Annotated in this window: 20 protein-coding genes; 4 read left to right on the top strand and 16 right to left on the bottom strand. The window is 50.8% G+C overall.

The annotated features are described in order from the left end of the window. Positions 1 to 48: 48 nt before the first annotated feature. The 7 genes from ACN4EG_RS10615 to ACN4EG_RS10585 form a co-directional block, all read right to left on the bottom strand. Entirely contained in the window at positions 49 to 408 is a 360-nt protein-coding gene (locus ACN4EG_RS10615) for an AAA-like domain-containing protein (protein WP_431629385.1), read from the bottom strand. After that, entirely contained in the window at positions 402 to 941 is a 540-nt protein-coding gene (locus ACN4EG_RS10610; protein ID WP_431629384.1) for an AAA-like domain-containing protein, read from the bottom strand. The genes ACN4EG_RS10615 and ACN4EG_RS10610 overlap by 7 nt, the downstream gene beginning before the upstream one ends. 3 nt (positions 942 to 944) lie before the next feature. Next, positions 945 to 2,240 (bottom strand): AAA-like domain-containing protein, encoded by a 1,296-nt coding sequence (locus tag ACN4EG_RS10605; protein WP_431629383.1) that lies wholly within the window; start codon positions 2,238 to 2,240, stop codon positions 945 to 947. A 15-nt stretch (positions 2,241 to 2,255) separates the two neighbouring features. Continuing rightward, complete coding sequence (locus ACN4EG_RS10600) at positions 2,256 to 2,480, bottom strand: toll/interleukin-1 receptor domain-containing protein (protein ID WP_431629382.1); 225 nt, start codon at positions 2,478 to 2,480, stop codon at positions 2,256 to 2,258. Between the two features lie 681 nt (positions 2,481 to 3,161). Next, on the bottom strand, positions 3,162 to 4,892 hold the full coding sequence (locus ACN4EG_RS10595) for a succinate dehydrogenase/fumarate reductase flavoprotein subunit (protein WP_431629380.1): 1,731 nt from the start codon (positions 4,890 to 4,892) through the stop codon (positions 3,162 to 3,164). Between the two features lie 74 nt (positions 4,893 to 4,966). Next, the gene (locus ACN4EG_RS10590; RefSeq protein ID WP_431629378.1) at positions 4,967 to 5,596 is read right to left on the bottom strand and encodes a hypothetical protein; all 630 of its coding nucleotides are present in this window, start codon (positions 5,594 to 5,596) and stop codon (positions 4,967 to 4,969) included. Beyond that, positions 5,580 to 6,776, bottom strand: a complete 1,197-nt coding sequence (locus ACN4EG_RS10585) for an urease accessory protein UreH domain-containing protein (RefSeq protein ID WP_431629377.1) — start codon at positions 6,774 to 6,776, stop codon at positions 5,580 to 5,582. Before ACN4EG_RS10585 ends, ACN4EG_RS10590 begins: the two co-directional genes overlap by 17 nt. 332 nt (positions 6,777 to 7,108) lie before the next feature. Between ACN4EG_RS10585 and ACN4EG_RS10580 the strand changes: the two genes are divergently transcribed. After that, on the top strand, positions 7,109 to 8,650 hold the full coding sequence (locus ACN4EG_RS10580; RefSeq protein WP_431629376.1) for a hypothetical protein: 1,542 nt from the start codon (positions 7,109 to 7,111) through the stop codon (positions 8,648 to 8,650). Between the two features lie 69 nt (positions 8,651 to 8,719). On the opposite strand, the gene ACN4EG_RS10575 is transcribed toward ACN4EG_RS10580, so the two are convergent. The 7 genes from ACN4EG_RS10575 to lysA form a co-directional block, all read right to left on the bottom strand. Next, positions 8,720 to 11,230, bottom strand: coding sequence for an amino acid permease (locus tag ACN4EG_RS10575; RefSeq protein ID WP_431629375.1), 2,511 nt, complete (start codon positions 11,228 to 11,230; stop codon positions 8,720 to 8,722). Positions 11,231 to 11,708: 478 nt separating this feature from the next. Then, complete coding sequence (locus tag ACN4EG_RS10570) at positions 11,709 to 12,242, bottom strand: M67 family metallopeptidase (protein WP_431629374.1); 534 nt, start codon at positions 12,240 to 12,242, stop codon at positions 11,709 to 11,711. 112 nt (positions 12,243 to 12,354) lie between these two features. Then, complete coding sequence (locus tag ACN4EG_RS10565) at positions 12,355 to 12,858, bottom strand: PD-(D/E)XK nuclease superfamily protein (protein ID WP_431629373.1); 504 nt, start codon at positions 12,856 to 12,858, stop codon at positions 12,355 to 12,357. 11 nt (positions 12,859 to 12,869) lie between these two features. Further along, positions 12,870 to 13,625: a DNA-methyltransferase gene (locus tag ACN4EG_RS10560; RefSeq protein WP_431629372.1), complete on the bottom strand. Its 756-nt coding sequence runs from the start codon at positions 13,623 to 13,625 to the stop codon at positions 12,870 to 12,872. Between the two features lie 39 nt (positions 13,626 to 13,664). Further along, positions 13,665 to 15,365: a YcjF family protein gene (locus ACN4EG_RS10555; protein WP_431629371.1), complete on the bottom strand. Its 1,701-nt coding sequence runs from the start codon at positions 15,363 to 15,365 to the stop codon at positions 13,665 to 13,667. Between the two features lie 79 nt (positions 15,366 to 15,444). Next, positions 15,445 to 16,404, bottom strand: coding sequence for a diadenylate cyclase CdaA (gene cdaA, locus ACN4EG_RS10550; protein ID WP_431629370.1), 960 nt, complete (start codon positions 16,402 to 16,404; stop codon positions 15,445 to 15,447). A gap of 363 nt (positions 16,405 to 16,767) precedes the next feature. Further along, a complete protein-coding gene (gene lysA / locus ACN4EG_RS10545) occupies positions 16,768 to 18,141 on the bottom strand; it encodes a diaminopimelate decarboxylase (RefSeq protein ID WP_431629369.1) in 1,374 nt (457 codons plus the stop codon). A gap of 78 nt (positions 18,142 to 18,219) precedes the next feature. On the opposite strand from lysA, the gene rimI reads away from it, so the two are divergent. Beyond that, a complete protein-coding gene (gene rimI / locus ACN4EG_RS10540) occupies positions 18,220 to 18,831 on the top strand; it encodes a ribosomal protein S18-alanine N-acetyltransferase (RefSeq protein ID WP_431629368.1) in 612 nt (203 codons plus the stop codon). 8 nt (positions 18,832 to 18,839) lie between these two features. Here rimI and ACN4EG_RS10535 read toward each other — a convergent pair whose 3' ends face one another. Further along, on the bottom strand, positions 18,840 to 19,004 hold the full coding sequence (locus ACN4EG_RS10535; protein WP_431629367.1) for a hypothetical protein: 165 nt from the start codon (positions 19,002 to 19,004) through the stop codon (positions 18,840 to 18,842). Between the two features lie 48 nt (positions 19,005 to 19,052). On the opposite strand from ACN4EG_RS10535, the gene ACN4EG_RS10530 reads away from it, so the two are divergent. Both ACN4EG_RS10530 and mscL read left to right on the top strand, forming a co-directional pair. After that, a complete protein-coding gene (locus ACN4EG_RS10530; protein ID WP_431629366.1) occupies positions 19,053 to 21,536 on the top strand; it encodes an ATP-dependent Clp protease ATP-binding subunit in 2,484 nt (827 codons plus the stop codon). 770 nt (positions 21,537 to 22,306) lie between these two features. Then, complete coding sequence (gene mscL, locus ACN4EG_RS10525) at positions 22,307 to 22,705, top strand: large conductance mechanosensitive channel protein MscL (RefSeq protein ID WP_431629364.1); 399 nt, start codon at positions 22,307 to 22,309, stop codon at positions 22,703 to 22,705. A gap of 261 nt (positions 22,706 to 22,966) precedes the next feature. On the opposite strand, the gene groL is transcribed toward mscL, so the two are convergent. Then, a complete protein-coding gene (gene groL, locus ACN4EG_RS10520) occupies positions 22,967 to 24,637 on the bottom strand; it encodes a chaperonin GroEL (protein WP_431629363.1) in 1,671 nt (556 codons plus the stop codon). Positions 24,638 to 25,784: the final 1,147 nt, after the last annotated feature.

Below are 25,784 nucleotides of genomic sequence, written 5' to 3'. Positions count from 1 at the left end.
TTGGCCCTAGTGCAAAGTAGTGGCGACCCTGGCTAGCCCGCGATTTTCTCAATCCAGGGGGGATCGGTCTACCACTACTCTTAAGATACAAGGGGGGATCTCCGGGGGGATCTCCGCCACCACCAAACTCAACACCTTCTGCGTCAAAAACGGCTGGCCCCCCGTCCAATCCAACACCGATCGCAACACCGCCTGCGGCTCCGGCACCCGCCCCACCAACCCCCGCAACAACGGCTGCGCCTCCGCCTCCGTAAAGCCACCCATCTCCACCGCATGGCCCACATTAAACGACGAATGCTGCTTCCCCCGAATCAAATCGTAGGGCGTCGCCACCCCCAAAAACGCAAACGTCAACCGCTGATACTCCGGCCTCTCCGCCCGCCGCTCATACAGCGATCGAATCAACACAAAAAACCATCCGTATCAAACTTCAAACTCAGTAAATTATCCACCTCCTCCACAAACAACACGATCGATTGGGGAAACGCAGGCAACAACACCTGATCAATAAACTCATAAAACCGCTCCACCGCCGACAGCGACTGCGCCTCCCGCTCCCGCCACCAACTCCCAAACTCAATCCGTTCCTCTAAATGCAAATCCCCAATCAGCCGCTTAATCGTCCCCGCATACCACTGGTCTTCCCGTAGCGTTGTTCCCCTTGTTTGCGGATCAATCACCGCACAAGCAATTCCCTGTTGCTGCAACCGTTGCATCACCCGCACCCGCAAGCTCGACTTACCCATCTGCCGCGAGTTAAACACAAAACAATAGTCCCCCGCCTTCAGCCGCTCATACAACTCCCGATCGGCCTGCCGCTCCACATAGCCCAAATCATCCAACGGCAAACTGCCGCCCACATGATAATTAAACGGCGCATAATTTTCAGGCGTAGGTAATCCGGAGGTCACATCAGAGGGCAAATCCGGTGAGGGCATCATCGACTAACCTCCCAAACGATCGCGGAAATATAAACGATACAACTGACAGCGCGGCTTCACATCATTATCCACTCGCACCACCAACCCCATACTATCCAGCTTAAACGCATCCTCCGATCGCAACCGCACCGGCTCCTCCGCCAGCACCACCGATCGCATCGCCTCCGCCAACACCGGATGATCCTCCAGCGCCTTCAAATGCCCAGACAAATACCCACCATAAATTCCCGCCTCCGTCGCCGCCGATCGCTCCCACGCCGCCAACGTCACATCCCCCACCGCCACGTGATACAACAGCGATCGCACCAGGTAGGGATGCCCCCCAATCAGCTCCATCACCTGCGCCACCTCAGCCCCCGTCCAAGCCAACCCATGCAACTGCACCAACTGCTGCACCTGCGCCGCCGTAAACTCCCCCAGTTCGATCGGCAACCCCACATTAAACGGCGACTGATTAATATCCTTCTGCAAATAGGGCTCCTGGGAATAGACAATCATCAACCGCAACAAGCCCCACAACGGCTGACTGCGCGATCGCTCATACCCCCCCCGCAACAGCCCACAAAAATCCGTCTCAATATCCTGATACCTAAAAATCCGATCGAAATTATCGATCGCCACCACCAGCGGCGACTCCGCCCCCTTCAGCAAATAATTTTCAAAATAATCCGTGCAATTGTCATTCGCCCCAAAAATATCATCCCAATAGTCCTCCAGCCTCACCCGCACGCCCAGCGGCTTGCCCACCGACGCACAAAACCACTGCATAAACTTTTCCACATCTTCAAACTGCCGTTGGTTCGCCTGCTCCAGGTTCAAACTCACCGTGCGATAGCCCAACGCCTGCCCCGCCGCCAACACCCGCGCCATCAACGACGACTTGCCCATATGGTGCGGCGACTTAATCCGAATCAACGACCCCGGCTTCTGCATTTCCACCGCACAGCGCTCCTCATAGGCCGAGGGAATATAAAACCGCGACTCGATCGGTACTTGCCCCTCCGGCGTTTCCCACTGCTCCCGATCGACCTGTGATGGCGCTACGGTTGTCGCAGCAGGTTTCTCTGGCGGTAACCGACGATCGCGCAAAATTTCCGCCATCTCCACCGCCGCATGCCGAATCCCCTGGGCAATATTCGTCCAAGCCTGATCGCGATTGCTCCAGGTCGTCACCGGCTTGGCATTGGTCGGAAACGCCTGCAACTTACCAAAGGGTGCACCCGCCCAATCCACCGGCTTCAGAATAATCGGAATTACCCGCGCCTCTCCCGCCTCATGGCGCGCTATGGCCCGCTGCATCTCAATGCTGTAGCACTAATCCGACGCCAAAAAATCTGCACTAATCAGCAGCAGAATAATCCCCGCTGTATTCAGATTGTCATCGATCGCCTGCGCCCACTCCGTCCCCGCGCTAATTTTGCGATCGTGCCACGTCTGAATCACCCGATCGCGCTTCAACATCGCTAAATGCGGCTCCAGCCGATCGCGCAATTTCTCATCTTTGTGGGAGTAGGAGAAGAAAACAGCAACGGGTTCCATATCAGGTAAAACTCTGATCTCGTTGGAGATCCTATCAATATCTCCGAAGAGACGAATTAATCAGTATTTTCTCGGATTCTCCCAGGATTCTGCCCGATCCCCCCACAGTTCTTCACAATCTTGGGACAGAATTCTTCTACATCACCGCCTACATCACCGCCTCATACATAACTTTCATACACATCAGTACATAACTCGACAAATAAAATTAACTTATCGACATATAAGTGTGAATTATAATAGTTGGCATAGCACGCCCAGGAACAATCTTTTTCATCTATCTAGAAACAGATATTTTTCACTAGATGATTTTCAGAGCAGATCCAGTACTGAGGTGAATTACCCCGATCGGAGGAATTAAACCATTTCTGACATCTTGCATTAGTCAATTAATTGCTCAAATAGCTGCTCAAAAAGAACGTCACTCCCCTCGGCTAGGAAAGAAGTGACGCCCTAAAAGCATTTATTCGTAGGATTTATAGTCTAGAGCCTTTAAAAATTGGTTGGCTCCATTTGATCTGTATTTAGAATCGCAGAAATCTGACTAAACCTTGACTTACTTAAGGTTTTCTTCAGGTTTGATTTTCTGTGGCAACCTTCAGAGTCCAAAAGGGGCCGATCGGTACCAGTCCCGGCACCGACCCTACGCCTTTAACTCAGTCCCAGAACTCAGTCCCAGCCTTAATATTTGCGCTCCTGCGGCTCAAACTGATTCACCACCACGGGCATATAGTCCAGCGTCACGCCCTCAGCCCCATAGGACGCCAGCGTATGCTGCAAAAAGGTGCCATCGTCTCGGTTAGGATAGTCCTCCCGACTGTGGGATCCACGACTTTCCCGCCGATTTAGCGCCGAAGTCAGAATCATTTCCCCCACCATCATCAGCGATCGCAGCTCCAGCGCCTCGATCAGCTCCGTATTCCAGCAGGTGCCCTTGTCATCTAGATAGATCCGCTGCGCCTTTTCCTGAAGCGCCTTCAGTTGGCTGATCCCTTCCTGCATCACCGCTTCCGTCCGGAAGACCCCACAATGCTCCGTCATGCAGTCTTGGTAAGCTTGGCGAATCTCATTAATGCGGTATTGGCCCGATTGATCCAGCAGGGATTGGAGGGTTTGTTTCGCTTCTTGGAGATAACGCGATCCCTCAATCGACGGCAGTTGGCGGCCCTCCACATAGCGGGCGATCGCGGCCCCCGTCCGCCGACCGTAGACGACGCACTCCAGCAACGAGTTACTGCCCAGCCGATTGGCCCCATGCACCGACACACAGGCCGTTTCCCCCGCCGAGAAAAAGCCCTCCGTCAGCCCCGTCGCCGACGATCGCACCCGTCCATCGGTATTCACCGGAATGCCCCCCATGGAGTAATGCACCGTGGGCCGCACGGGGATCGGCTGCTCCGCCGCATCGATGCCCAAGTGCAAATGGGCCTCTTCCCAGCAGAAGGGAATGCGACTCATGATTTTTTCCCGTCCCATATGGCGTAGATCCAGGTAGACCACTGGCCCCCCCGCACTGCCATCCTGATAATTGATCCCCCGGCCTGCCCGCACCTCGTAGGTGATGGCGCGGGAGGTAATATCGCGGGGAGCCAGTTCCATACGGCTGGGGGCATAGGACGCCATAAAGCGATCGCCCTCGGCATTGATCAGATAAGCCCCTTCCCCCCGCACCGCCTCAGAAATCAGCACCCCCACCGGATACAGCCCCGTCGGGTGAAACTGCACAAACTCCATATCCTCCAAGGGCAAGCCCACCCGCGCCGTCATCGCCAGCCCGTCCCCCGTCGAAGCAAAATCGTTAGACGTGGTGTTGTAAACCCGGCCATACCCCCCCGTGGCAAACATCACTGCCTTAGCCCGGAACACTTCCAACTGACTATCGACAATCCGAAATGCCACCACGCCCTTGGCTTCGTTGTCTTCAAAGATCAGCCGCATCACATACCACTCGTCATAGAGCTTGACGTTGTGCCGCCGCAGGTTATTGACCAGTTCATGCAGAATGGCGTGCCCGGTTTTGTCCGCTGCAAAGCAGGTGCGGTTGTGGGAATGGCCCCCAAAGGCCCGTTGGGCAATGCGACCATCCTCAGCCCGCGAAAACAGGACGCCCATGTGCTCCAGATCGATCACCACGTTGGGCGCTTCCTGGGTCAAAATCGCCACGGCATCCTGATCCGCCAAATAATCGGAACCCTTGACCGTATCAAAGGCGTGGGCCTCCCAGGAATCCGTGGGGTCGGCATTTTGCAACGTGGCCGCAATGCCCCCCTGGGCCGCCACGGAATGGGAGCGAATCGGGTGAGTCTTGGCAATTAAGCCAATGCTAAGGCTGGGGTTCATGCGGGCAATTTCCACGGCGGCGCGGGTTCCAGCAAGGCCACCACCAATGATGAGAATGTCGTGATCGATCATGAATCTGAATGAGCGAAAATCCCAAAATTGTAAGCTCTTAAGATTGTAGGCTGTCCCTCTCCAGAAACCCGCAATCAACGGGGTCTCTTAATCAGTATCCAGAATCCTACGGCTAGGGCGATCGGAAAAATAAACCGTAAGCCCAAATTTAAAGCGTCATCCAAGCCAGAACGCGGAACGGGGGAGGGAGAGGGTTGCAACAAAGCTGTTGAAGAGGCCGAATCCCTCGATTGCTGCGCTGCCGTTTCAGCAGAGACTTTACTAGGCGGTTGCACCGTGACTTCATAGCTAACTTGAAAGGTATTAAAGTCCTCACCCGTTTTGGGTTGGCCCTTCAGTTCCAAGCGATATAACCCCGCCTTGGGAAAAATGACATCGGCTCCCGGTACACTGCTATACCGCTCCGGGGAAAGCGCCTTGAGCGTGGGCGTGGCGATCGCCGTGGGGCCATCGTAAACCGTGAGTTTACAAGCACATTGGTCTAGGGAAATGGGATCGCCGCCTTCACGGGTGAGGGCAAACCAAGCTTGGGCCGGTTCGCCCGCTTTGGGATTGTGGCCAGGTTCAATGTGAAACAGGACACCGACTTTGCCCTCGGTTTGCACATTGTGGGCCAGGATTATTCTTTTAGGAAAGGCTGGATTATTATTCGTTTCTGAATTACTCGTAAACTCTCGAAATTTTTGATTATTTGGATTTAACATGCCACTTGCCCCAGCCCAACCATGACCATACTGCCTGCGATCGTACCGCGAGAATGAGAATTGTTACGACAATGAGTCCGATCGTCCGCCCGTAGTGCAGGGATGGGGGATTCACGATTCCTAAATAACTGGATCCAACCAAAACTGCGTGGATCACTATCAAGATTAATGCCGGGATAGCCAGAAGATGCAAGGTTCGCCAACGATCGCCTAAGCGTTTAACCCAACGATCGGAACTGGTCAGCGCTAACGGCAACAGACAGAGCCCTGCTAGAACACCCATGAGCATACCAAATTGTTGCCAAAGCGGTAAAAATCGAATGCCGTATAAATTCCAATTAAAGGTATGACTGACGGTATGAGCAACGTGAAAGACTGAAAAAATAAATGCACCTACGCCCAAAGTACGACGATATTGCAATAGCCCTGGCCATAGTTTGGCAATTGGTCGTGCGATTAAAGTGAGCATCAATAAGCCCAATGCAATATGTCCGGTGTAGTCCACCATTTCACTACTGCGCATAACCGTCAGCAGACCGATCGTCAGCGTTACCCATCCCCCCAATTGAAATAATTGGCTGCGCCGATCGCGGCTAAGAAACGCAGCGGATAAACTCACCCCCAACATCATCGGCAACGTCCCTAGGCCAAAGGCAATCATGGTAACTGCGCCCATCCAGGGATTTGAAGTTTCCGCTGCTTTGATTTGTGCAGCATAGAGAAAACCACAGGGCATCAATCCCCACAGCAATCCCAAAACGATCGGGGATGCCATCGTTAATTTCTGCATCCAGTGATTGATCCAGTGGTGCAGACGCCCTTGGGCCAAGGGGTGCCGTAGCGGCATTTGGGGCAACCAGCGCGGCTGGATTTGCACTAAACCAAACCAAATGAGCAGCAATCCCGTCAAAATTGCCATGCCGCGCCGAACATCACTACCAATGCCAGCTAACTGACCTCCGGCGACGACGATCGAACTGACACCACCGATCGCTGCCCCCACAATGCCGTAACTTAGGATGCGCCCTCCGTTCAGCCATAGATTGAACAGCAAGCGCGATCGCGAATTGGGGGTGCGATCGGTCAGGGAAAAGGCCGCAGTTAATGGACCACACATCCCTAGGCAATGGCCGAAACTGCCTAGAAAACCCAGGGTGGTCATGAGGACAAGATCTAGCATTTTCCCATCTTAGGACGTTGGGGCGATCGCCGGAGAAGCCAGTCTGGAATTGACAATGCAATTTCTCACCCAATCCAGCGAGATGGATCTCCTCCAACCCACGCACATGACTTCAGTAGGGGGATCGAATCTGTCGCATCATCGCATCAATTGGATAGCAATGTCCTAACCCCATGGACTATGGCTATCAATGTTTTCTATCAACGATTCATTCTATTAACGATTCATCCTATTAAATTGTATGAACAAATTAGGCTGTCAGGAAAAGTCAGGAAAAGTCAGGTTACATTGAAGAATATTCCAACGGGTGCAGATAAATCCTGTAGCGCACTATGGGCGAAGATCATCGGGGCGAAGATCATCGGGGCGAAGATCGTCGGGGTGGAGATCGTCGAGGGCAAGATCGTCGAGAGCCTCATCAAGAGCAAGATCGGCGGGGTTCTCATCATGAACTGAGCCTAGATCAAACGATCGCGATCGCGAATGCAGCCTTGCAACAGACCCTAGGACGATCGCTCAAAGACCTAGAAGAAGTTATTTTGCGGGGTTCCTACAATGGCCTCACCTATCAACAAATTGCAGAACAACAGGACTATAGCGAAAAATATCTCCGTCAAGATATCGGCAACCTGTTTTGGCAGGACTTGACCTATGTGGTGGAGGAACGAGTCAGTAAAACCAATTTTCGCGGGCCGCTCCAGCGGTGGTACCAGCGTCAGCCGAGATCGATCGATCCAGTCATGACAACTTCTGAGGTAGTAGATCTCCCGACCTCAGATCCCGATCCCCCTAGTCCCAGTAACCCTAAGGAATCCACTTGTTCTCCTATTGCGAATCCTGCCGCTGCAACCACTGCCCTAAAGTTAGATGGAACAGTCCCCGATATTTCCCGCTTTTATGGCCGAGGGGCAGAGCGAGAGCAACTAGTGCAAAAACTACTGGCTCCCTGCTGCCTAATTACGATCTATGGACTGCGGGGCATGGGGAAAACATTTTTGGCTGCAAAACTAGCGCTGGAAGATATCCGAGATTCTTTTCAGGTGGTTATTTGGCGATCGCTATCCGGCAATCTCTCTGGAAATCCCCCGCCCCGCTTACAGGAATTGCTGCAAGATTTAGTTCAATGTGTTGAACCCGAGGCACAGGACTGGGAGATTGCGGATTTATTGCAATACTTCCAGCGATCGGCCTGTCTCCTCGTGTTAGATGGCTGGGAAGCGGTGTTAGAACCGGGAACCCATCAAGGCTCCTATCGATTGGGCTATGAGGACTATGGCCACTTTTTGCAAAAACTCACAACCACCGTGCACCAAAGCCGTATTCTGCTCACCAGTTGCGAAAAACCTCGGGAAGTCGAACGGAAGGAAGGCATCCATGGCAACGTTCACACCCTAGCTCTATCCGGCTGGCGCGAAAAAGCCTTACAACAGTTTTTAGCTGATAAAGGAGTCACCTGTTTGTCGGAAATTCAAGCGCGATCGTTGTTGCGGTATTCCGACGGCCATCCTATTGTCTTAGAAAGAATTGCAGCCTACATTCGGGGTTCCTTTGGCGGGAATGTGACTAGTTTTTTGACCTACAGTTCCCCCTTATTTGACGATATTCCTTTATTGATTGATCAACATCTCCAGCGGTTGTCCTCCCCAGAACGACAATTGTTGAGTGTTTTGAGCAACCGATCGTCGCCGTTTAGTCTCCACGATCTGCAAGATGCCCTAGACGCCATTGCACTCCCAGTTCCGCTCTATGAATTACTCCAGTCACTCCAACGCAAAGCAATCCTGACCGTAGATCAGCGAGATCCCTGCAAGTCACCTTACTATAAAGTTGCCGGATTAATTACACAGTATCTACAAACAGACCTGCAATCATAATCGTCCTGCTAGACAACCTGTATGATAGACAACTGGCAATTAGCCCATAGTCAGAATACAGCCCGAGAGTTATCCCACTTTTCCCGAAGCGGTGGCCTTTATCATAGGGCTATCTGATCGATCGCAGTGAGCAAATTGCCGTAAGGGAATCTGTATGACGAACTCCGTTCCTTCATTTTCCTTGGAGTAACAGTCCAGTTTGCCTCCATGCTTTTCCGTAATAATTTGATAGCTGATGGACATTCCCATCCCAGTCCCTTTACCAACGGGTTTAGTGGTGAAAAAGGGCTCGAAAATCCTTTTCTGAACCGATTCAGGAATGCCTAAACCATTATCCACGATCGCAATCTCTAGCCAATTATTACCCACGATCGCAGTACGAATGGTGATGCAACTGGGATTCCGTTCGAGATTCTGGATTGTACTATTCTGGCATTGCTCCTCTAAGGCATCGATCGCATTAGCCAAAATATTCATGAACACTTGGTTGAGCGGCCCCGGATAGCATTCCACCAAAGGCAAATCACCATAATCCTTTTTAATTTTGATTTCAGGTCGATCGGAACGCGCTTTGAGGCGATGTTGCAAGATCAGCAATGTACTATCAATACCCTCATGAATATTGACGGCCTTACAGTCGGACTCATCCAAACGGGAGAAGTTACGCAACGAGAGAACGATTTGCCGGATGCGATCGGTTCCCATGCGCATAGACCCCAGCATATTGGGTAAATCTTCCCGCAAAAATTCTAGATCCATGTCTTCCGTTAGGTCGGTAATTTGATCCACGGGTTTTGGATAGTGGGCTTGGTAATGGTCAATCAGCTCCAGCAAATTATCGGTGTATTCGTGTAAATGTTTCAGATTGCCATGGATGAAATTGACGGGGTTATTAATCTCATGGGCAATACCAGCCACGAGCTGCCCCAGACTGGACATTTTTTCAGCTTGGATCAATTGTGTCTGGGTTTGTTGCAAATCCTGCAACATCCGCTCTACTTGATCTCGGGCTTCGGTGATGGCTGAAATCTGGGGTAGGGTCGTCCAACAGGCGATCGCTACACCCACAAACGCCACTGTGACCAACAAAATGCTAAATAACGGCGTAAATTGTTCATCGGGTAGCTGTGCTAGTTTAGCCCGCACCCCCCAGCCAATACTCAACGCACCACATAGCAACCCCAACAAGACTAATACTTGAAAGGACAACCAATCTCTCCGGGTTCTGGCAAACCGTTGCCGATCGCGGTACATCCACCCTTCCGGCTGAAACCATTTCACTTTCAGCCTTGCTCCCTGCGTAGCCGCGACTCCGACCAACCCAGGCAACAGTAATCCCAATAACCAATCCTGCCAACCCCAAGCCAGCCCACCAATCACCAAGGCCAACGCTTCGATCGTGAAAAAGAGCAAAGATAAGCGAGGCCAGCGGGCTTCGGGCTGTTTCCGTTCCAGCCATAGACCCAGATGAATTGCCATCATGGACGTGAGATAGCCTGTCCCCGTAACCATCACCACCCGTGCCACGTCTCCCCAAATCAAACACAGCAAACTAAACAAGAACGTAAAGATCAGGCTGGGTTCCAGAACATCCTGCCGAGACAGGAAGGCAAAAACGGGGGGAAAGTAGTTATCTTTAGCAAGCTGATAGAGGATACGAGGGCAGTTGGAAACAGCGGTGGCGGAACTCAGAAGGCAACCAGAAGCAATCAAAAATGTGACAAGGGTAGACGCCCAAGATCCCCAAAATGGTTGAGCCGCAGCGATGAGGTGGAGGTAGGTACTGTCTCCTATACCGGATGCAGTATCCAGTTGCATCAGAACCCAAGAGCCACCGATATAGACGATCGGAATGAGGCAAGCCGTAACTGCCAAGCATTGCAGCGTTCGCTTGGGACGGCAACTGTCAGCGACAAAGGAGGAAGCGGTTTCACAGCCATAGACGGCATAGACGGCGATAAAAAACCATTTCAGCCAATCGGTCAAAGTAATACTAGTCTCGACGGTGGGCAACAAGCCTGGACTAGTCGGTGCAACAGTTAGCCAGCCTAATCCTTGGAGGCAAAAGGCAAGCACGAGTCCGATCGCGGGAAATACAAAGAAGGAATGGAGGATGCCGATCGTGCGAGTACCACGAAAGGCAACAAGAAAAGGTAAGGCTGTAAATCCAATCCTGAGCCAGATTTCAGGACAGGCAATTCCTAATGGATCGAGATTGGCTTTAATCAAATCCGTTAGGATAATGGCATTCATTGGCGGCACTGAAATCCACCCTAACCAATACCCGATCGCGCCATAGCGAGCTAGGTTAGGGAATCGCCGTAGAAGATGGGCTGCATAGTTTGGTGTACCGCCTGCAATATCGGGGAAATAGCTGCCCAACTGCTGGACTTGTAAGTTCAGTAAGACTCCCACGATCGTGCCAGGGATCCAAACCCAAAGGGCATTGGGGCCTAGGGCTGCGTGCATAGCTGGAGCGGTTCCCAGCCACAGTAAGAGTCCACTAAACCCAAACCCCCACGTTTCGAAAGAGGGTAAGCTGCGGGGCAATGGAAGAATTGAAAAGGCTGGCCTATTCATATCAGGAGAACACCAAGTCTCAGTGCGACTTAATTGTTCCCGAAAGTCATACTTAAGCATCACCTAAATGATGATTGTCATCATTTAAAGATAGCCATACTCAAGTTAGGGACATTTTTTGCTCTGTCCACGTCTTAAACTTTTTTCTATCGACATAATCCCTGACAGCGGGATCCCAGGGTTCAATATCGATCGTTGTGTTTCAAGTCTTTTTCAAGAATCTCACAATGGAAAGATTCGCGCCATAATTTGGGCGTCTTAGCGTACTTCAACCACAATTCTGTATCCCGATCGTGAAATTATCGGGAAGTTCTCTATATCCGCGCCAAGAGCAGCCTACTAAACCTGGATGACTGTTTCAACTACCGCAGAGGGGGGTAAATATGTTGCACTAATTATTTGGGCATTGCTGAACCGGGCTATGAAACAGTTGGTGAAAGCCTTGCGGATCTGTCCCCAATCTGACGAAATCATAGTGTTATTCAGCAATGCCATTTTTTGCATGAGGATCAGTAACCTGAATCATTTCTGACTCAAACTGGTGCTGTGCATTTAGCCGCCAACATTGAATATCGACAACCTGGCTTTGACTAACCGAAGCAATAATGTAGGAATATTCTGGCCAAGCCAACCGCCGATCGCACTCCGATGGAATCGCAGGATGATCAGGATGGGAATGGTAAACTCCCACAATCTCTAAATGCTGCGATCGCGCCGCCTTCATCGCTTGAAACATCACTGCTGGATCAATCCAATAGCGATCGGTTTTGCCAGTACCTGCCCCGATCATCTCCGCCACCGCTGGATTCCACGCATTTTCCGTAGGATACAAATCAACCACAATCGTGACCACCTGCAACCGCGTTCCCAACAGTAGCCCACAGCCTTCCTGAGGATACACCTGTTCCACTACAGCAGTCATCGCTTGAATATGGCTTTGGGACATTTGCAGCATGGTCATTTGAGTCGTCCAATTCCGTAATGCGATCGCAAACTCAACAAACTTCGCCAATTGCACCTAGGGAACAGCGCATAAATAAAATCCCAATTGGGTAGGGGTAGGAGAGTAAAAGGGTAGGAGGGTAGGGAAATGAAGAGGGGATATTATTTCTTTGCAAATCCCCCTACAGTAATTCCGTTTGATTGATTTCGATCGATTCCAGTTCGATCTGACGCGATCGCCAAGGCTTTTTCCCTGCCACCAACACATCCCACCAATGGAAATGCATCGCCAACAGGTGATCCAGTTCCCGCGTATCCTTACTAGAACTCAAGTTATACGCATCCGGTAAACAATAGGCGGCAATTTCAGACGCCTGCAACATGTGCAACACCCCCACCGAAAACCCACTGCCCGCATAGACAATACATCCCCCCATCGGCAATGCTTTCATATTAGCTAACGCATAGGGGATTTTTTCATCGGCTGTACCGGGGCTATCTTGAAACTTACATTCGATCGCAAATGCGGTTTGCGTTGCCTCTCCAATTAACAACATATCCAATCGACGGTTCTTTCCAATGATCGATTTACCGATATTCACTTCTCGATAAACCGTAATCCCTCGATCGTTAAAATTTTGGTACACGTAGTCCGCAATTAAATTGGCATATTCATGCCCAGTCATCGGTTTCTTAATCACAATCTCTCAGTACCTCCTGTCTTCTCTCCCGCCTGCTGAGCCGATAAATCATCGGGATACAAATCATCGGGATACAAAAACTCAGTTAACCGTTGTTGCGCAATCTCGATCGCCTCTTGGCAGATATCATTACCCCAAAAATGACAAGCCTGCCGCAACGCCGCCAATCCCACACTTCCAGACCCCATAAACGGATCAATCACCCATTCCCCCGGCACCGTACTTTGGCGGACTAACACTTCAGAGACCTCGATCGGTTTTTCCGTGGGATACCCGCGAAAAATTCGAGGATGTTCAATAATGTCCGAGATCGACAAATCATTCAGCTTCCGTTTACCCTTCTCAAAGAACAAAATAAACTCATAGCGCGATCGGTAATGGTATCCCATACCGATTTTTTGCTTATCCCAAACGATCGGCTTCCAGAACTTAAAGCCCGCCCGTTCTGCCATGGGCTTAATCACAAACATCGTTTCCGCATCACAAAAGAGATAAAAATGGCGATGGTTTTTCAACACGCGATAGATTTCTGGCAGCAATTCAGCAAAGCGATCGTTGGGAAAAATTTGAAACCACTGATTGCTCGATGCTTTGCTCTGTTTTAGTCGCGTCGTTGTTCCCACACTGCGATGTTTTTCCAAAGATTCGTAGGGCGGATCGGTAATGACCAGATCCACAGAACTATCCGGCAACGATCGCAGCCAAGTCACCGCATCCGCCTGATTTAATGTAAAGGTGACCGGAGCGCCCATAGCAGAAGAAGGATAGAACACCTGTATTCTACCGCCTACTTAACGATGGAGCATTTCTAAACTTTCTTCTTCGATCGCCAATTGCTCCGCCTCACTCAGTTCGGTTTCCGACACACTCTCTGAGCGATCGGCAGTGGTGGTTGTCGCCTGGTTCGGTAGATTCAAGCGATGTCTCACTTGGAGCGGCTGCAATTCTGCACTGGGCAACGAGATCGTTCCCTCAGATCCCTCGGCTGCTTCGGTGGGAAAGTGATGATCTGGGGCTACCGTGTTGACTTCAACGGATTCTACAGCAAGTTGCGTGGGCTGGGGAGTTGCCATTAATTGCTCGATCGCCTGCTTCACAAAACCTTGGACAAAGGCCGATCGTTGGTTTTGTTGAAACACTTGCTTCAGGATATCTTGCAGGCGATCCTTGCGCAGAGTCGTCGTATCCCCCTCCCCCTCAAAATAATTCACCAAGGCTAGTCCCGCAATGCGCGTTAAATAGGCCGCACTGACGCCCTGCAACGCGCCACCCGCCACATAGGTAATCGCATTGGTTTTCAGCACCATCCCGATCGCCTGGGTCGAAACTTCCACAATGCCCAGCTTCACCATTAATTCCGCCAGGGTTCTCGCGATCGTTTTACCCTGCTCTAAGGAGAATTTTTTCTGGTAAAGATGGCTCAGTTCCACCACCATCTGGCCACTGATCGCCGCCGTTGCCAGCAAATCCAACGCCGGAAAGGGGTTAGCAAAGGCTGTTCCCGCAATCACCCACTGCGCTCGCTCAATAATCGGCATGGCCCGATCGCGGCGCACTTGGTTGAGCTTGACCTTGGCGTCTACCTTGAGCGCTTCCACATTGCCTAGGGAACTGGCTAGAATCAACTTCTGACCTTCCGTCGCCAAAATCGCTTCCAACCGCGTTGTTAGATCCGTAATTTGCGGTTCCGGCTCCTCCAACCACTCTTGAACGGAGCCATCCTCTTGATGTTGGCGCACCTTCATTGGTCGGGGCTGACCCGCCACACTCACCACATCCTCCGGCGCAATCATGCCCCGCAGCCGATCGCGAATTTTGGTCAAAATTTCCGCTTGTTCCTTGGGTAAATACTGGTCTTGTTTATTAAAAACCACGATCGTCCGACGATGGGCCTCAGTCAGCTTTCTAATCGCTTGGAGTTGACTATCGGTGAGGTCGCCCTCCGTCACAAACAGCACCAAATCCCCACCCTTCGCCAACTGCCAAGCCGCCGCTTCCATCGACAATCCGGTATCCGCTGCGGCGAACAACTCTGGGCTATCCTGTAGGTGAATTTTTTGGGAAATGTCCCTAGCCCATTGGATTTGCAACAATTGCGTCAACGTTGTTTTACCGACTCGCTTCCCCCCCATGGCCACCAAGCGAATCTCTTCCCGTTTCAGTTCCACCAAAATTTCATGGAGCTGCGTGCGAAACTCGGATACCTGCTGGGCACTGCCCTCGATCTCCAGATCTTTTACCTCTGCGGCTAATTGGTTGACCACAGCCTCTGCTTCCACCAGCGCCGTCTTGACCCGCTCCACCGTCACAGGCCGCCGATATACCACTGGACGCTGGGGTTTGGCAAAACTCAGGTACGCCCAAGCAGCACCACTGCCTAAGACGATCGCGGGAACCCATTCCCCCAACCAATCGGTGATGCCGTCTAAGATCCAAATAGAAGCCGCTAGACCCAACCCGCCTAGCACCCACGAGCGTAACGATAATGCCATAGGTCACCCTACTGAGGTTGTGCATTCAGTGTGCATTCAGGATAGAGCATTTTACAATCGATCCGGCGGCAATGCAGGACTAATCTCGCGATCGACCACGACCCTCTACAGGGGGCAATCGTTTTTGCGGATTGAATCGCCGCCGAATTGCGGCTTTCACTTGACTAACAAGTTGAGTAAAAAAACTCTTCAAATCCCTGGGAACTTCGCGCTCGTTCACTTGACTAAATTTCGCTTCCAGAATTTCTCGAAGTTTAGTGCTGGTTAAGGGCCGATTCAACAAACCTCGCTCCGCCACCGAAATAGAGCCAGTTTCCTCCGACACCACAATGCACATACAGTTTTCCACTCGTTCGGTAATGCCCATTGCTGCCCGGTGGCGCGTCCCTAACTGGCGCGAGGCCGATCGTTCTGACAACGGTAAAATAATTCCTGCTGCAATAATCCGAGATTCACGAATTAACATCGCGCCGTCATGGAGCAACGTCGAAGTCTGAAAAATGGTTTGAATGAGTTCTCGGGAAACAGCAGCATCTAACTTCACTCCTGGAACCGAAAAATCGCGCTCATCGATCGTGCCATCGGTTTCCAAAATCAAGAGTGCTCCCGTGCGATTTTGGGACAGGTCTTTAATGGCATCTACAATTTCGTCAATAATACTGTCTGAACTAACAGGGACACGACGAATGGGCTGAAACAGTTGGGTCAGTTCTCCTCGGCCTAACAACTCTAGAAACCGACGAAACTCTGCTTGCAAAATAAAAGCCATGGCGACCGCTGAGCCAATCACCAAGTTATCGAGTACGAAGCTGAGAAGTCGAAGTTGTAACTGCCGACTCAATGCAGCTGCCAACATCAGGGCAATAAACCCCCGCACCATCCAAAGGGTACGGCGCTCGCCAATGATGAGAAGCATCACATAGATCAAGCTGAGAACCAGCCCAATATCAATCAGCGATCGTAAATTTTGCCAGAGAAAAATCAATAAAGACCCCATCAAGCCATGGTTTGCCAGCCACTGCTCTACCGTATCTGCCATTGCGTCTGGAGTCGCGAACTACAAGTGTGGAACGGGGATAAGGGGAAGTCATCCACCAGAGCAGCAGCAATGAACGTCAATCTAAACTTGATGTCCAAAACTGGTTGCCCTAGGGTGACTACAAATCTCTTCACCATTCTCAACCTTTCCTGTACCCTGTGCTTGACAAGATCTCGACAATATTTCGACGATTCGACAATATTTCGACGACTCAACAAAATGAGTCAGAATGAGTCAGACTATACAGCCAGATTATCTAGCCAGATATAGCCAACTCTCCCATCAGCCATTGCTAATTAGCGATCTCGTGAACGATCCAAATTAGTGATGGTGCATCGAGGGCGACGCAGGAAAGTTTACCGACTAACCTCGTAATCGTTCCGGTAGTCGATCCTGACGCAGCAAATCCTCAAGAGTTTCCCGTTCCAGGATAACGTTCGCCTCTCCATCGTTAACCAACACGGCTGCTGGACGAGCAATGCGGTTGTAATTGGAGGACATGCTGTAATTGTATGCACCCGTATCCATGATGATCAGGATATCTCCTTGTTCTGTCTTAGGGAGGAGAGCATCCTTGATCAAAACATCCCCAGACTCGCAGTGTTTACCGGCGATCGTGACCGTTTCCGTCAACTCCGATGCCATGCGGTTAGCAATCAGGGCGCGGTAGACGGATTGGTAGGTGATGGGTCGGGGGTTATCGGACATCCCCCCATCGACGCTGAGGTAAGTGCGAATATCGGGAATCGCCTTTTGGCCGCCAACAGTGTAAGCCGTAATGCAAGAGGTACCCACCAGCGATCGACCTGGTTCCGACAACAACTTGGGCAGGGGAATATTTTCCGACTGGCAAGCGGCAACCACAGATTCACACACCGTTTTCACCCATTCATCAATGCTGGGTGGATCATCCTGCTCCGTGTAGCGAATTCCCAGCCCGCCGCCAATATTCAGTTCAGAAATACTCAAGCCGTACTTCGTGGCCTTAGATAGCCAACCCACCATGACGGCCCCTAAATCCTCGTGGGGCTTCAGCTCAAAAATCTGGGATCCAATATGGGCATGGAGGCCGACAAAGTTTAGACCAGACTGCTGACTGACAAATTCAAAGACCTGTTCTACCTGGTTGGGATCAAAGCCAAACTTGCTATCCAGGTGCCCAGTTTTGATGTAGTCGTGGGTGTGGCATTCGATCCCCGGCGTCAGACGCAGCATGATGCGCACAGACTGACCTTCGGATAGCTTAGCCAAAGCTTGCAGTTCTTCCCAGTTGTCCACAATCACTGTGACGTGGCTGGAAATCGCCCGTTGCAATTCTTCGATCGACTTATTGTTGCCATGCATGTAAATCTTGCGGGGATCCATGCCTGCTTGCAGAGCTGTATATAACTCTCCACCGGAAACCACGTCGATCCCCAAGCCTTCGTCAGCGACGATCGCGCAGATAGCTAGACAGTTCCAAGCTTTGGAGGCAAACAGGACTAGGGACTCACCGGGATAATACTGCTGAAAGCCATCACGATACTGTTGGCAAGCCGTGCGAATCGTTTGCTCATCCACAATATAAAGAGACGTCCCAAAGCGCTGGGCTAACTCCACCACATCACAACCGCCCACTTCGAGATGACCTTGGCCATTCACCTTGGCCGTCAAGGGCAAAAGGGATTGATTAGGAGAGGTGGCATTCACCAAATAACGATGTGCCGTGTTTTGAGTAGAAAGGGGAGTCGCAACCATCGCTTTGTCCGAATTTTTTGCACAGGATTCTAGTGTATCGTCGTTTGCACACGCTATTAGCAGGAAAGATTGGAACCCATGGCCGAGCAACCGTTAGATCGGGATCTCTCCCTTGGACTCACCCTAGAACTTCAGGTGGCAACCCCCGAACTGCTGCCTGAGATTATCGATCTCGATCGCCGCTGCTTTGGCAAGCTCTGGACGAGCGATCAGTATCAACGGGAAATAGATAGTCCCAATAGTGATCTCTGGATACTCCGTCCCGTGGGCGATCCCCGAGGTTTGGGCACTGATCCCTTGGTGGGCTATGGTTGCCTGTGGTCGATCGTCGATGAAGCCCACATCACGATTCTGGCCGTTCATCCCAACTATCGCGGTCAAGGGTTGGGGCAGCGGCTACTCTGGGCCTTATTGAAATCAGCAGTGGCCCGTGGGCTAACCCGATCGACCCTAGAGGTGCGAGTTTCCAACACAGCCGCGATCGGTCTCTACAAAAAATTTGGCTTCCAAGAAGTCGGTCTGCGCAAAAAATACTATTCCGACAACCAGGAAGACGCGCTAATTCTTTGGAAAAATAAATTGCAAGAACCGGAATTCGCAGGGATTTTGGCAACAGTTGAGAGATCGTGGGTCACGCCAACCACGGAAAACAAGTCCCTGGTAAATGTAATTTTTAATACATTTCATTAGAATTTTTTTTATGGTAAATCCCCTTGACGAAAGGTGGGATTCCCTAGCACAATTTCCCCTCGGTGGTGAAATCGATCGGGCGCAGAATTCCAAGGGTTGATCCCCTCACGCCCTCGGGTTCGGTAATTGCGACCGGCTTTAGGTGCCACAAAGTAACAACTGGCCAAATTCACTGTGTTAGAATCTCCATACCGGCACGCAGCAGGTAATGGAAAAACGCCATGTTTGAACGCTTCACAGAAAAAGCCATTAAGGTGATCATGCTTGCCCAAGAGGAGGCTCGCCGCTTGGGTCACAACTTTGTGGGTACCGAGCAAATCCTTTTGGGTTTGATCGGCGAAGGAACAGGCGTTGCCGCCAAAGTTCTCAAGTCCATGGGTGTGAACCTTAAGGATGCTCGCATCGAAGTTGAAAAGATTATCGGGCGAGGCTCGGGCTTCGTCGCAGTTGAGATTCCATTCACACCAAGGGCTAAACGAGTTCTGGAACTCTCCCTGGAGGAAGCTCGCCAACTTGGACACAACTATATCGGAACGGAACACTTGCTCCTCGGGCTGATCCGGGAGGGTGAGGGCGTCGCCGCCAGAGTATTAGAAAACCTTGGCGTCGATCTCTCTAAGGTGCGAACCCAAGTGATCCGAATGCTGGGCGAAACAGCAGAGGTTGGCGCAGGGGGCGGTCAAAGTGGTCGGACAAAGACCCCAACCCTGGATGAGTTTGGGGTAAATCTAACCCAGCTTGCTGCCGACGGCAAACTTGATCCCGTTGTCGGGCGTCAGAAAGAAGTCGAACGGGTGATTCAAATTTTGGGTCGCCGAACGAAAAATAATCCAGTGCTCATCGGTGAACCTGGTGTAGGTAAAACCGCGATCGCGGAAGGCCTAGCCCAACGAATTGCCAACCAAGATGTCCCTGATATTTTGGAAGAAAAACGAGTCGTCACGCTAGACGTGGGTCTACTTGTAGCTGGGACAAAATATCGCGGTGAATTCGAAGAACGCCTGAAAAAAATCATGGACGAGATCCGTTCCGCAGGGAATGTGATTCTCGTGATTGACGAAGTCCACACCCTAATTGGGGCGGGGGCTGCGGAAGGCGCGATCGATGCAGCCAATATCCTGAAGCCCGCCTTGGCTCGGGGTGAGTTGCAATGTATTGGTGCCACCACTTTGGATGAGTACCGTAAGCACATTGAACGGGACGCAGCCCTAGAGCGGCGTTTCCAACCTGTGATGGTGGGTGAACCCACCGTTGACGAGACAATCGAAATTCTGCGCGGTTTGCGGGAACGGTACGAGCAGCACCACAAGCTGCAAATTTCCGACGAGGCGCTGGATGCGGCTGCTAAGTTGGCCGACCGTTATATTTCCGATCGATTCCTGCCCGATAAAGCGATCGACTTGATCGACGAAGCGGGTTCTCGGGTGCGGTTGCTGAAGTATCAGCGCACTCCCGCTGAGAAGGAGTTGGATGAAGAACTACGTCAAGTCCTGAAGGAAAAGGATGATGCCGTTCGCACCCAAGATTTCGATAAAGCAGGACAACTGCGCGATCGAGAAATGGAAGTGCGGGAGCAACTAAAAGCCCTCAGCCAAACCCGTAAAAATGAAGCCGCTACGGATACAGCCCCCCAACCCGTTGTAACCGAAGAGGACATTGCTCAAATTGTGGCCTCTTGGACAGGCGTTCCCGTGAACAAGCTCACGGAAACCGAGTCCGAAAAGCTCCTTCATATGGAAGAGACGCTGCATACTCGTCTGATTGGTCAAGACGAAGCAGTGAAGGCCGTTTCCCGCGCTATTCGTCGGGCACGAGTGGGCCTCAAGAACCCCAACCGACCCATTGCTAGCTTTATCTTCTCTGGGCCGACCGGGGTGGGTAAAACCGAGCTCACCAAGGCGCTGGCTGCTTACTTCTTCGGTTCAGAGGAAGCCATGATCCGGCTGGATATGTCGGAATACATGGAGCGCCATACGGTCTCGAAATTGGTGGGTTCGCCTCCTGGGTATGTTGGCTACAACGAAGGTGGCCAGTTAACCGAAGCGGTGCGCCGTCGTCCTTACACCGTAGTGCTGTTCGATGAAATCGAAAAAGCACACCCGGATGTCTTCAACCTGCTGTTGCAAATCTTGGAAGATGGTCGTCTAACCGATTCCAAAGGCCGCACAGTGGACTTCAAAAACACCTTGATCATCATGACTTCGAACATTGGGTCGAAGGTGATTGAGAAAGGTGCTAACACCCTCGGGTTTGACTTCTCCACTGAAGATCCCAACGAATCTCAGTACAACCGTCTGCGATCGCTGGTGAACGAAGAGTTGAAGCAATACTTCCGTCCAGAGTTCTTGAACCGTCTGGATGAAATCATTGTCTTCCGTCAATTAACGAAGGACGAAGTGAAGGAAATTGCCGAAATTCTGCTCAAGGAAGTCTTCAAGCGGCTTATTGAACAGGGCATTACCCTCGAAGTCACCGATCGCTTTAAGGATCGGCTGATTGAAGAAGGGTATAACCCCAGCTATGGAGCACGTCCACTACGTCGGGCTATCATGCGTCTTCTGGAAGATTCCTTGGCAGAAGAAATTCTTTCTGCACGGATCCGAGAAGGAGATACTGCGATTGTTGACGTAGATGAGGCGGGTCAAGTGAAGGTTTTGAAAGGTCAAGATAATCGGGAACTGTTGCCCCAGGGCGCAGATTCCTAAAGAGAGGCTCTTGTCTTTCAACTGACAGACCTTGAGTTACTTGACTAACTACTTACTTAATTTAAGTGGATGAACTATAAAAGCGGAGCTACTAAATAGCTCCGCTTTTTGTCTATCTTAAATATGTTGATCAACTTGGGGATCGAACGAGGAGGAGGCATCTCGTGTTGTCACGCTCTAACTTGTTGTAGCCATAGCCCATCAACTTAGGATCGTCATTTCAATTCATTCGTCCATGATGGACTAGGTTCGATCGGGCGCATCCCATCACCTAGCTAGCTCTCCCTTGCCGCTAGTGAACCTTTGTGGAAACTCACCTCCAACACGAGGCACTGATCCAAATTTTTGTAAGAGCTCCCCTTCTTTCTAGCGCAGTGACGCATACAGCCTATCAGCATGGCTTCACTAAAGCGTAGGCATTTAGGGGGATCGAACGGTTGGCAAGTAAAAATCTGATTGTCTTAACAATCTTGGCTGTGGCGATATCTCTGAAAGCGTAAAAAATATGGAGATTGTTACGCATTGAAGAAAAATGACTGGTTTTGGGAGGAGATTCTCTGGATACTGCCCTCTAAGCCTTGTCTTCCAAGGGTTGTGGGAAATTCTTGCTCCCTTGGAGAGCGATTGGTGGAGTTACAGATAGTGACCAAAAATCAGCTTTTCTCTACAAAAAAGACAAAAAATGTCCTGAAGCTGGATATTCAAGGAACTGTAACACCCCCTATAATACGCCCATAACAGATTTTCGATTTTAGGAAGGCAAAGTTTCTATGGCACGGTCTAGCTTTTGGGAAGACTTTAAGGCGTTTCTCATGCAGGGAAACGTTGTAGACCTAGCAGTTGCAGTGGTGATTGGGGGCGCATTTGGCAAAATCATTACTTCACTAGTTGAAGATATCATTACGCCAGCAATTTTGAGTCCTGCCTTGACCGCAATCAACGCCAAAAACCTAGAGGCACTGTCCTACAATGGCATTCTTTACGGTAAGTTTCTAGCAGCAGTCTTGAGTTTCCTGGTTATTGCATTGTCCATTTTCATCCTAATTCGCGTCCTGGAAGGGGCGAAGAAAAAACTGCAACGGCAAAAGGCTTTGGCAGAGGCTGCTGCTGCACCTGACCCTCAATTGGTTCTTTTGGAACGAATTGCCCGTGCGGTTGAATCACGGTAATTCCGAATTAACTGCCCATGGCGCACGCATTGAGATCGGCAGTTCGGCCCAGGATACGTGCTCATCCCTACGGTAGCCCATACCACCTAGAGTCCCCCATTTCTAATGGGACTCTCTAGGTGCTCATACAAAAGCCTCTACAAATTCGTCGATAATACGACAAATAACCAAAAGCGCGATCGCTTCCTCGAATCAGAGAGCGATCGCGCTTTTGCTATACAAACGGGTTACCAGGGACTCAAGCGGCAACGCTAAAAGGGACTACATCATCCCCATACCGCCCATGCCACCCATACCGCCCATGCCACCCATACCGCCCATGCCACCCATATCAGGCGCTGCAGCAGATTTAGGTTCAGGTTTTTCGACCACGAGAGCTTCGGTAGTCAGCACCATGGAGGCGATCGAAGCCGCATCTTGTAACGCAGACCGCACTACCTTCGCAGGATCGATCACCCCAGAAGCCACCAAGTCTTCATAGGAATCCGTCATAGCGTTGTAGCCCATGTTGAAGTCCATAGCACGGACTTTTTCAACCACAACGGAACCTTCAACCCCAGAGTTATCAGCAATTTGCTTCAGGGGGGCTTCCAGCGATCGGGCAATAATATCTACACCGATTTTCTCTTCAGGATTGGATAAACCTGCTTTGACCGCATCCAGCTTAGAAGCTAGGTGCAACAGGGTAACGCCACCACCGGGAACAGTTCCCTCCGCAACCGCAGCTTTGGTTGCATTTAAAGCATCTTCAATCCGCAGCTTGCGATCCTTCAGTTCGGTTTCAGTTGCTGCACCGACTTTGATCACCGCCACACCACCAGCTAGCTTCGCAATCCGTTCCGACAGCTTTTCTTTGTCGTATTCGGAATCCGATGCATCCAACTCGCGGCGCAGTTGCTCAACCCGCTTTTGGATATTAGCTGCATTCTCAGCCGCAGAAACGATCGTGGTTGAATCCTTGGTAATGCTGACTTTACGAGCCTTACCCAGCATATCAAGGGTGGCAGCATCCAAGCTCAAGCCCATATCTTCTGAAATCACCTGACCATCGGTGAGCACAGCGATGTCTTGCAGCATGGACTTGCGGCGTTCCCCAAAGCCTGGAGCTTTAATAGCCGCAACATTCAGAACACCCCGCAGGCGGTTGACCACCAAAGTCGTCAGGGCTTCCCCTTCAATGTCTTCCGCAATAATCAGCAAGGGTTGTCCCGCCCGTGCCACCTTCTCCAGAATGGGAACCAACTCTTGAACAGAACTGATTTTCTTGTCCGTCAGCAGAATGGCCATGTTTTCAAACTCAGCCAACAACCGCTCAACATCGGTCACAAAGTAGGGAGATAGATAACCCCGATCGATCTGCATCCCTTCGACCACATCCATGTCGGTATCGAGGGACTTGGACTCTTCAACGGTGATGACGCCATCTTTGCCCACCTTGTCCATGGCTTGGGCAATCATCCCACCAATTTCTTCGTCGTTGCCTGCGGAAATGGTTGCAACTTGGGCGATCGCATTACCCGTAACCGGCTTAGCGACGGCTTGGATTTCCTCAACTAGCGCAGCCACCGCTTTTTCCATCCCCCGCTTCAGCGCGATCGGGTTGGAACCAGCAGCCACATTTTTCATGCCTTCCCGGATCATTGCTTGAGCCAGAACCGTTGCAGTGGTGGTTCCGTCACCGGCTAGATCGTTGGTTTTAGAAGCTACTTCCCGAATGAGTGAAGCGCCAGTATTTTCGAGGGGATCTTCTAGTTCGATTTCTTTCGCAATACTGATGCCGTCGTTAACAATTTGAGGGGCACCATACTTTTTCTCCAGGAGTACATTGCGTCCTCTTGGCCCTAACGTGACTTTCACTGCATCGGCCAGCGCATTCACACCGCGTTCCAGCGCCTGACGTGAAGCTTCATCAAAAACTACGATCTTTGCCATAGTGTATGCCTTCCAGAGTTCCGTAATTGACTTTAGCACTCCATGACCAAGAGTGCTAAACATGACAGGATCGGAAAACCGTCATTGGTCAGTGGCCTACTTCTGGTCAGTGGCCGAGCTGATATTCCGGCACCGTTTCCCTTGCCAACGAGAGCATTAAAATCACCCAGTCTTTTAGGCACATCCTGATTTTCCGCGATGCATATTCTTAGGAGGCGATGGTAGGATCAACCCAAGTGATTTACAAGCAAGAGGGGCAGATACCAAGTTGTCGCACTATCCACTGATTGACTACCCTTGGCGACCCTTGTGGTACCTTGATGTGAACCTCAAGGAAAAACGCAAAACTGATCCTGCACTGTCCTGGGTTGATCGGTGTGAACCACCGAGTATGGGCTGATTCGTTCGACTATCGCTTCACGGTTGACCGCATCAGTTCTTAGTCAGATTTTATGTTTTAGTTTCACGCTTGTCAGTGGCATGCTTGTCAGTGGCATACTCACAAGTTTGACGCCCATACACTTGACCCTGGGCAGTCTGATTTCTGCCTTAGACCACTTTTGCTTAAGGAATAACGGAGTCCGCGTATTCCCCGGAAGAGGTCTGTGGAAAGTTTATCAGTGTCAGATTGAACAGTGCCAGATTTATCAGTGCCAGATTTCTTCAGTGCAAAATCTATTAACCAAACTACAAAACTCACTCAACAACTAATTTCTGGTGCTCTCCAGATCTGCATTGTTTTGATCTCAAAGTGCATTGCTTGATCTCAAAGTGCATTGCAATCAAACAACTGATTGCTGAGCCAGTCATGGTTAACCCAGTTTTGAGCACTTTCTAGATAGCACGTATGAACTGAGCCGGCTGGCATAGGAACTGATCCCGATCGGGCAACAGATTCAATCTAACCACTAAGTTGTACGAGCCAGCAAATTTGCCAGGTTTCAAAATTGAACAAGTTAGAGACCTTTTTTTTGCTCTGACATCAATTTCTGGGCATTTACCTTGTATTTCGACTATTGCATCACAACTCAATCCCATTCTCCTGATCCGGCCTCCTGTACGGACAGATGCCGGATCAGGGAAGACTGGAAATACTCTACGTCCGTTGTGTTGAGCTTTTTTGGATGGAACGCTCAAATGAAATGCT

Source organism: Alkalinema pantanalense CENA528, assembly GCF_050753345.1.
Classification (GTDB): Bacteria; Cyanobacteriota; Cyanobacteriia; order Leptolyngbyales; family Leptolyngbyaceae; genus Alkalinema; species Alkalinema pantanalense.
The sequence above is the reverse complement of the archived record's forward strand: the minus strand, read 5'-3'. Positions and strand labels throughout refer to the sequence as shown.

Excerpts from the sequence above, each read along its gene's own strand:
- ACN4EG_RS10580 (WP_431629376.1), top strand. The coding sequence starts at position 7,109 with ATGGGCGAAGATCATCGGGGCGAAGATCATCGGGGCGAAGATCGTCGG.
- ACN4EG_RS10575 (WP_431629375.1), bottom strand. The coding sequence starts at position 11,230 with ATGAATAGGCCAGCCTTTTCAATTCTTCCATTGCCCCGCAGCTTACCC.
- ACN4EG_RS10555 (WP_431629371.1), bottom strand. The coding sequence starts at position 15,365 with ATGGCATTATCGTTACGCTCGTGGGTGCTAGGCGGGTTGGGTCTAGCG.
- ACN4EG_RS10565 (WP_431629373.1), bottom strand. The coding sequence starts at position 12,858 with ATGACTGGGCATGAATATGCCAATTTAATTGCGGACTACGTGTACCAA.
- ACN4EG_RS10585 (WP_431629377.1), bottom strand. The coding sequence starts at position 6,776 with ATGCTAGATCTTGTCCTCATGACCACCCTGGGTTTTCTAGGCAGTTTC.
- ACN4EG_RS10600 (WP_431629382.1), bottom strand. The coding sequence starts at position 2,480 with ATGGAACCCGTTGCTGTTTTCTTCTCCTACTCCCACAAAGATGAGAAA.
- ACN4EG_RS10610 (WP_431629384.1), bottom strand. The coding sequence starts at position 941 with ATGATGCCCTCACCGGATTTGCCCTCTGATGTGACCTCCGGATTACCT.
- rimI (WP_431629368.1), top strand. The coding sequence starts at position 18,220 with ATGGCCGAGCAACCGTTAGATCGGGATCTCTCCCTTGGACTCACCCTA.
- lysA (WP_431629369.1), bottom strand. The coding sequence starts at position 18,141 with ATGGTTGCGACTCCCCTTTCTACTCAAAACACGGCACATCGTTATTTG.
- ACN4EG_RS10605 (WP_431629383.1), bottom strand. The coding sequence starts at position 2,240 with ATGCAGCGGGCCATAGCGCGCCATGAGGCGGGAGAGGCGCGGGTAATT.
- cdaA (WP_431629370.1), bottom strand. The coding sequence starts at position 16,404 with ATGGCAGATACGGTAGAGCAGTGGCTGGCAAACCATGGCTTGATGGGG.
- ACN4EG_RS10560 (WP_431629372.1), bottom strand. The coding sequence starts at position 13,625 with ATGGGCGCTCCGGTCACCTTTACATTAAATCAGGCGGATGCGGTGACT.
- mscL (WP_431629364.1), top strand. The coding sequence starts at position 22,307 with ATGGCACGGTCTAGCTTTTGGGAAGACTTTAAGGCGTTTCTCATGCAG.
- groL (WP_431629363.1), bottom strand. The coding sequence starts at position 24,637 with ATGGCAAAGATCGTAGTTTTTGATGAAGCTTCACGTCAGGCGCTGGAA.
- ACN4EG_RS10530 (WP_431629366.1), top strand. The coding sequence starts at position 19,053 with ATGTTTGAACGCTTCACAGAAAAAGCCATTAAGGTGATCATGCTTGCC.
- ACN4EG_RS10595 (WP_431629380.1), bottom strand. The coding sequence starts at position 4,892 with ATGATCGATCACGACATTCTCATCATTGGTGGTGGCCTTGCTGGAACC.
- ACN4EG_RS10590 (WP_431629378.1), bottom strand. The coding sequence starts at position 5,596 with ATGTTAAATCCAAATAATCAAAAATTTCGAGAGTTTACGAGTAATTCA.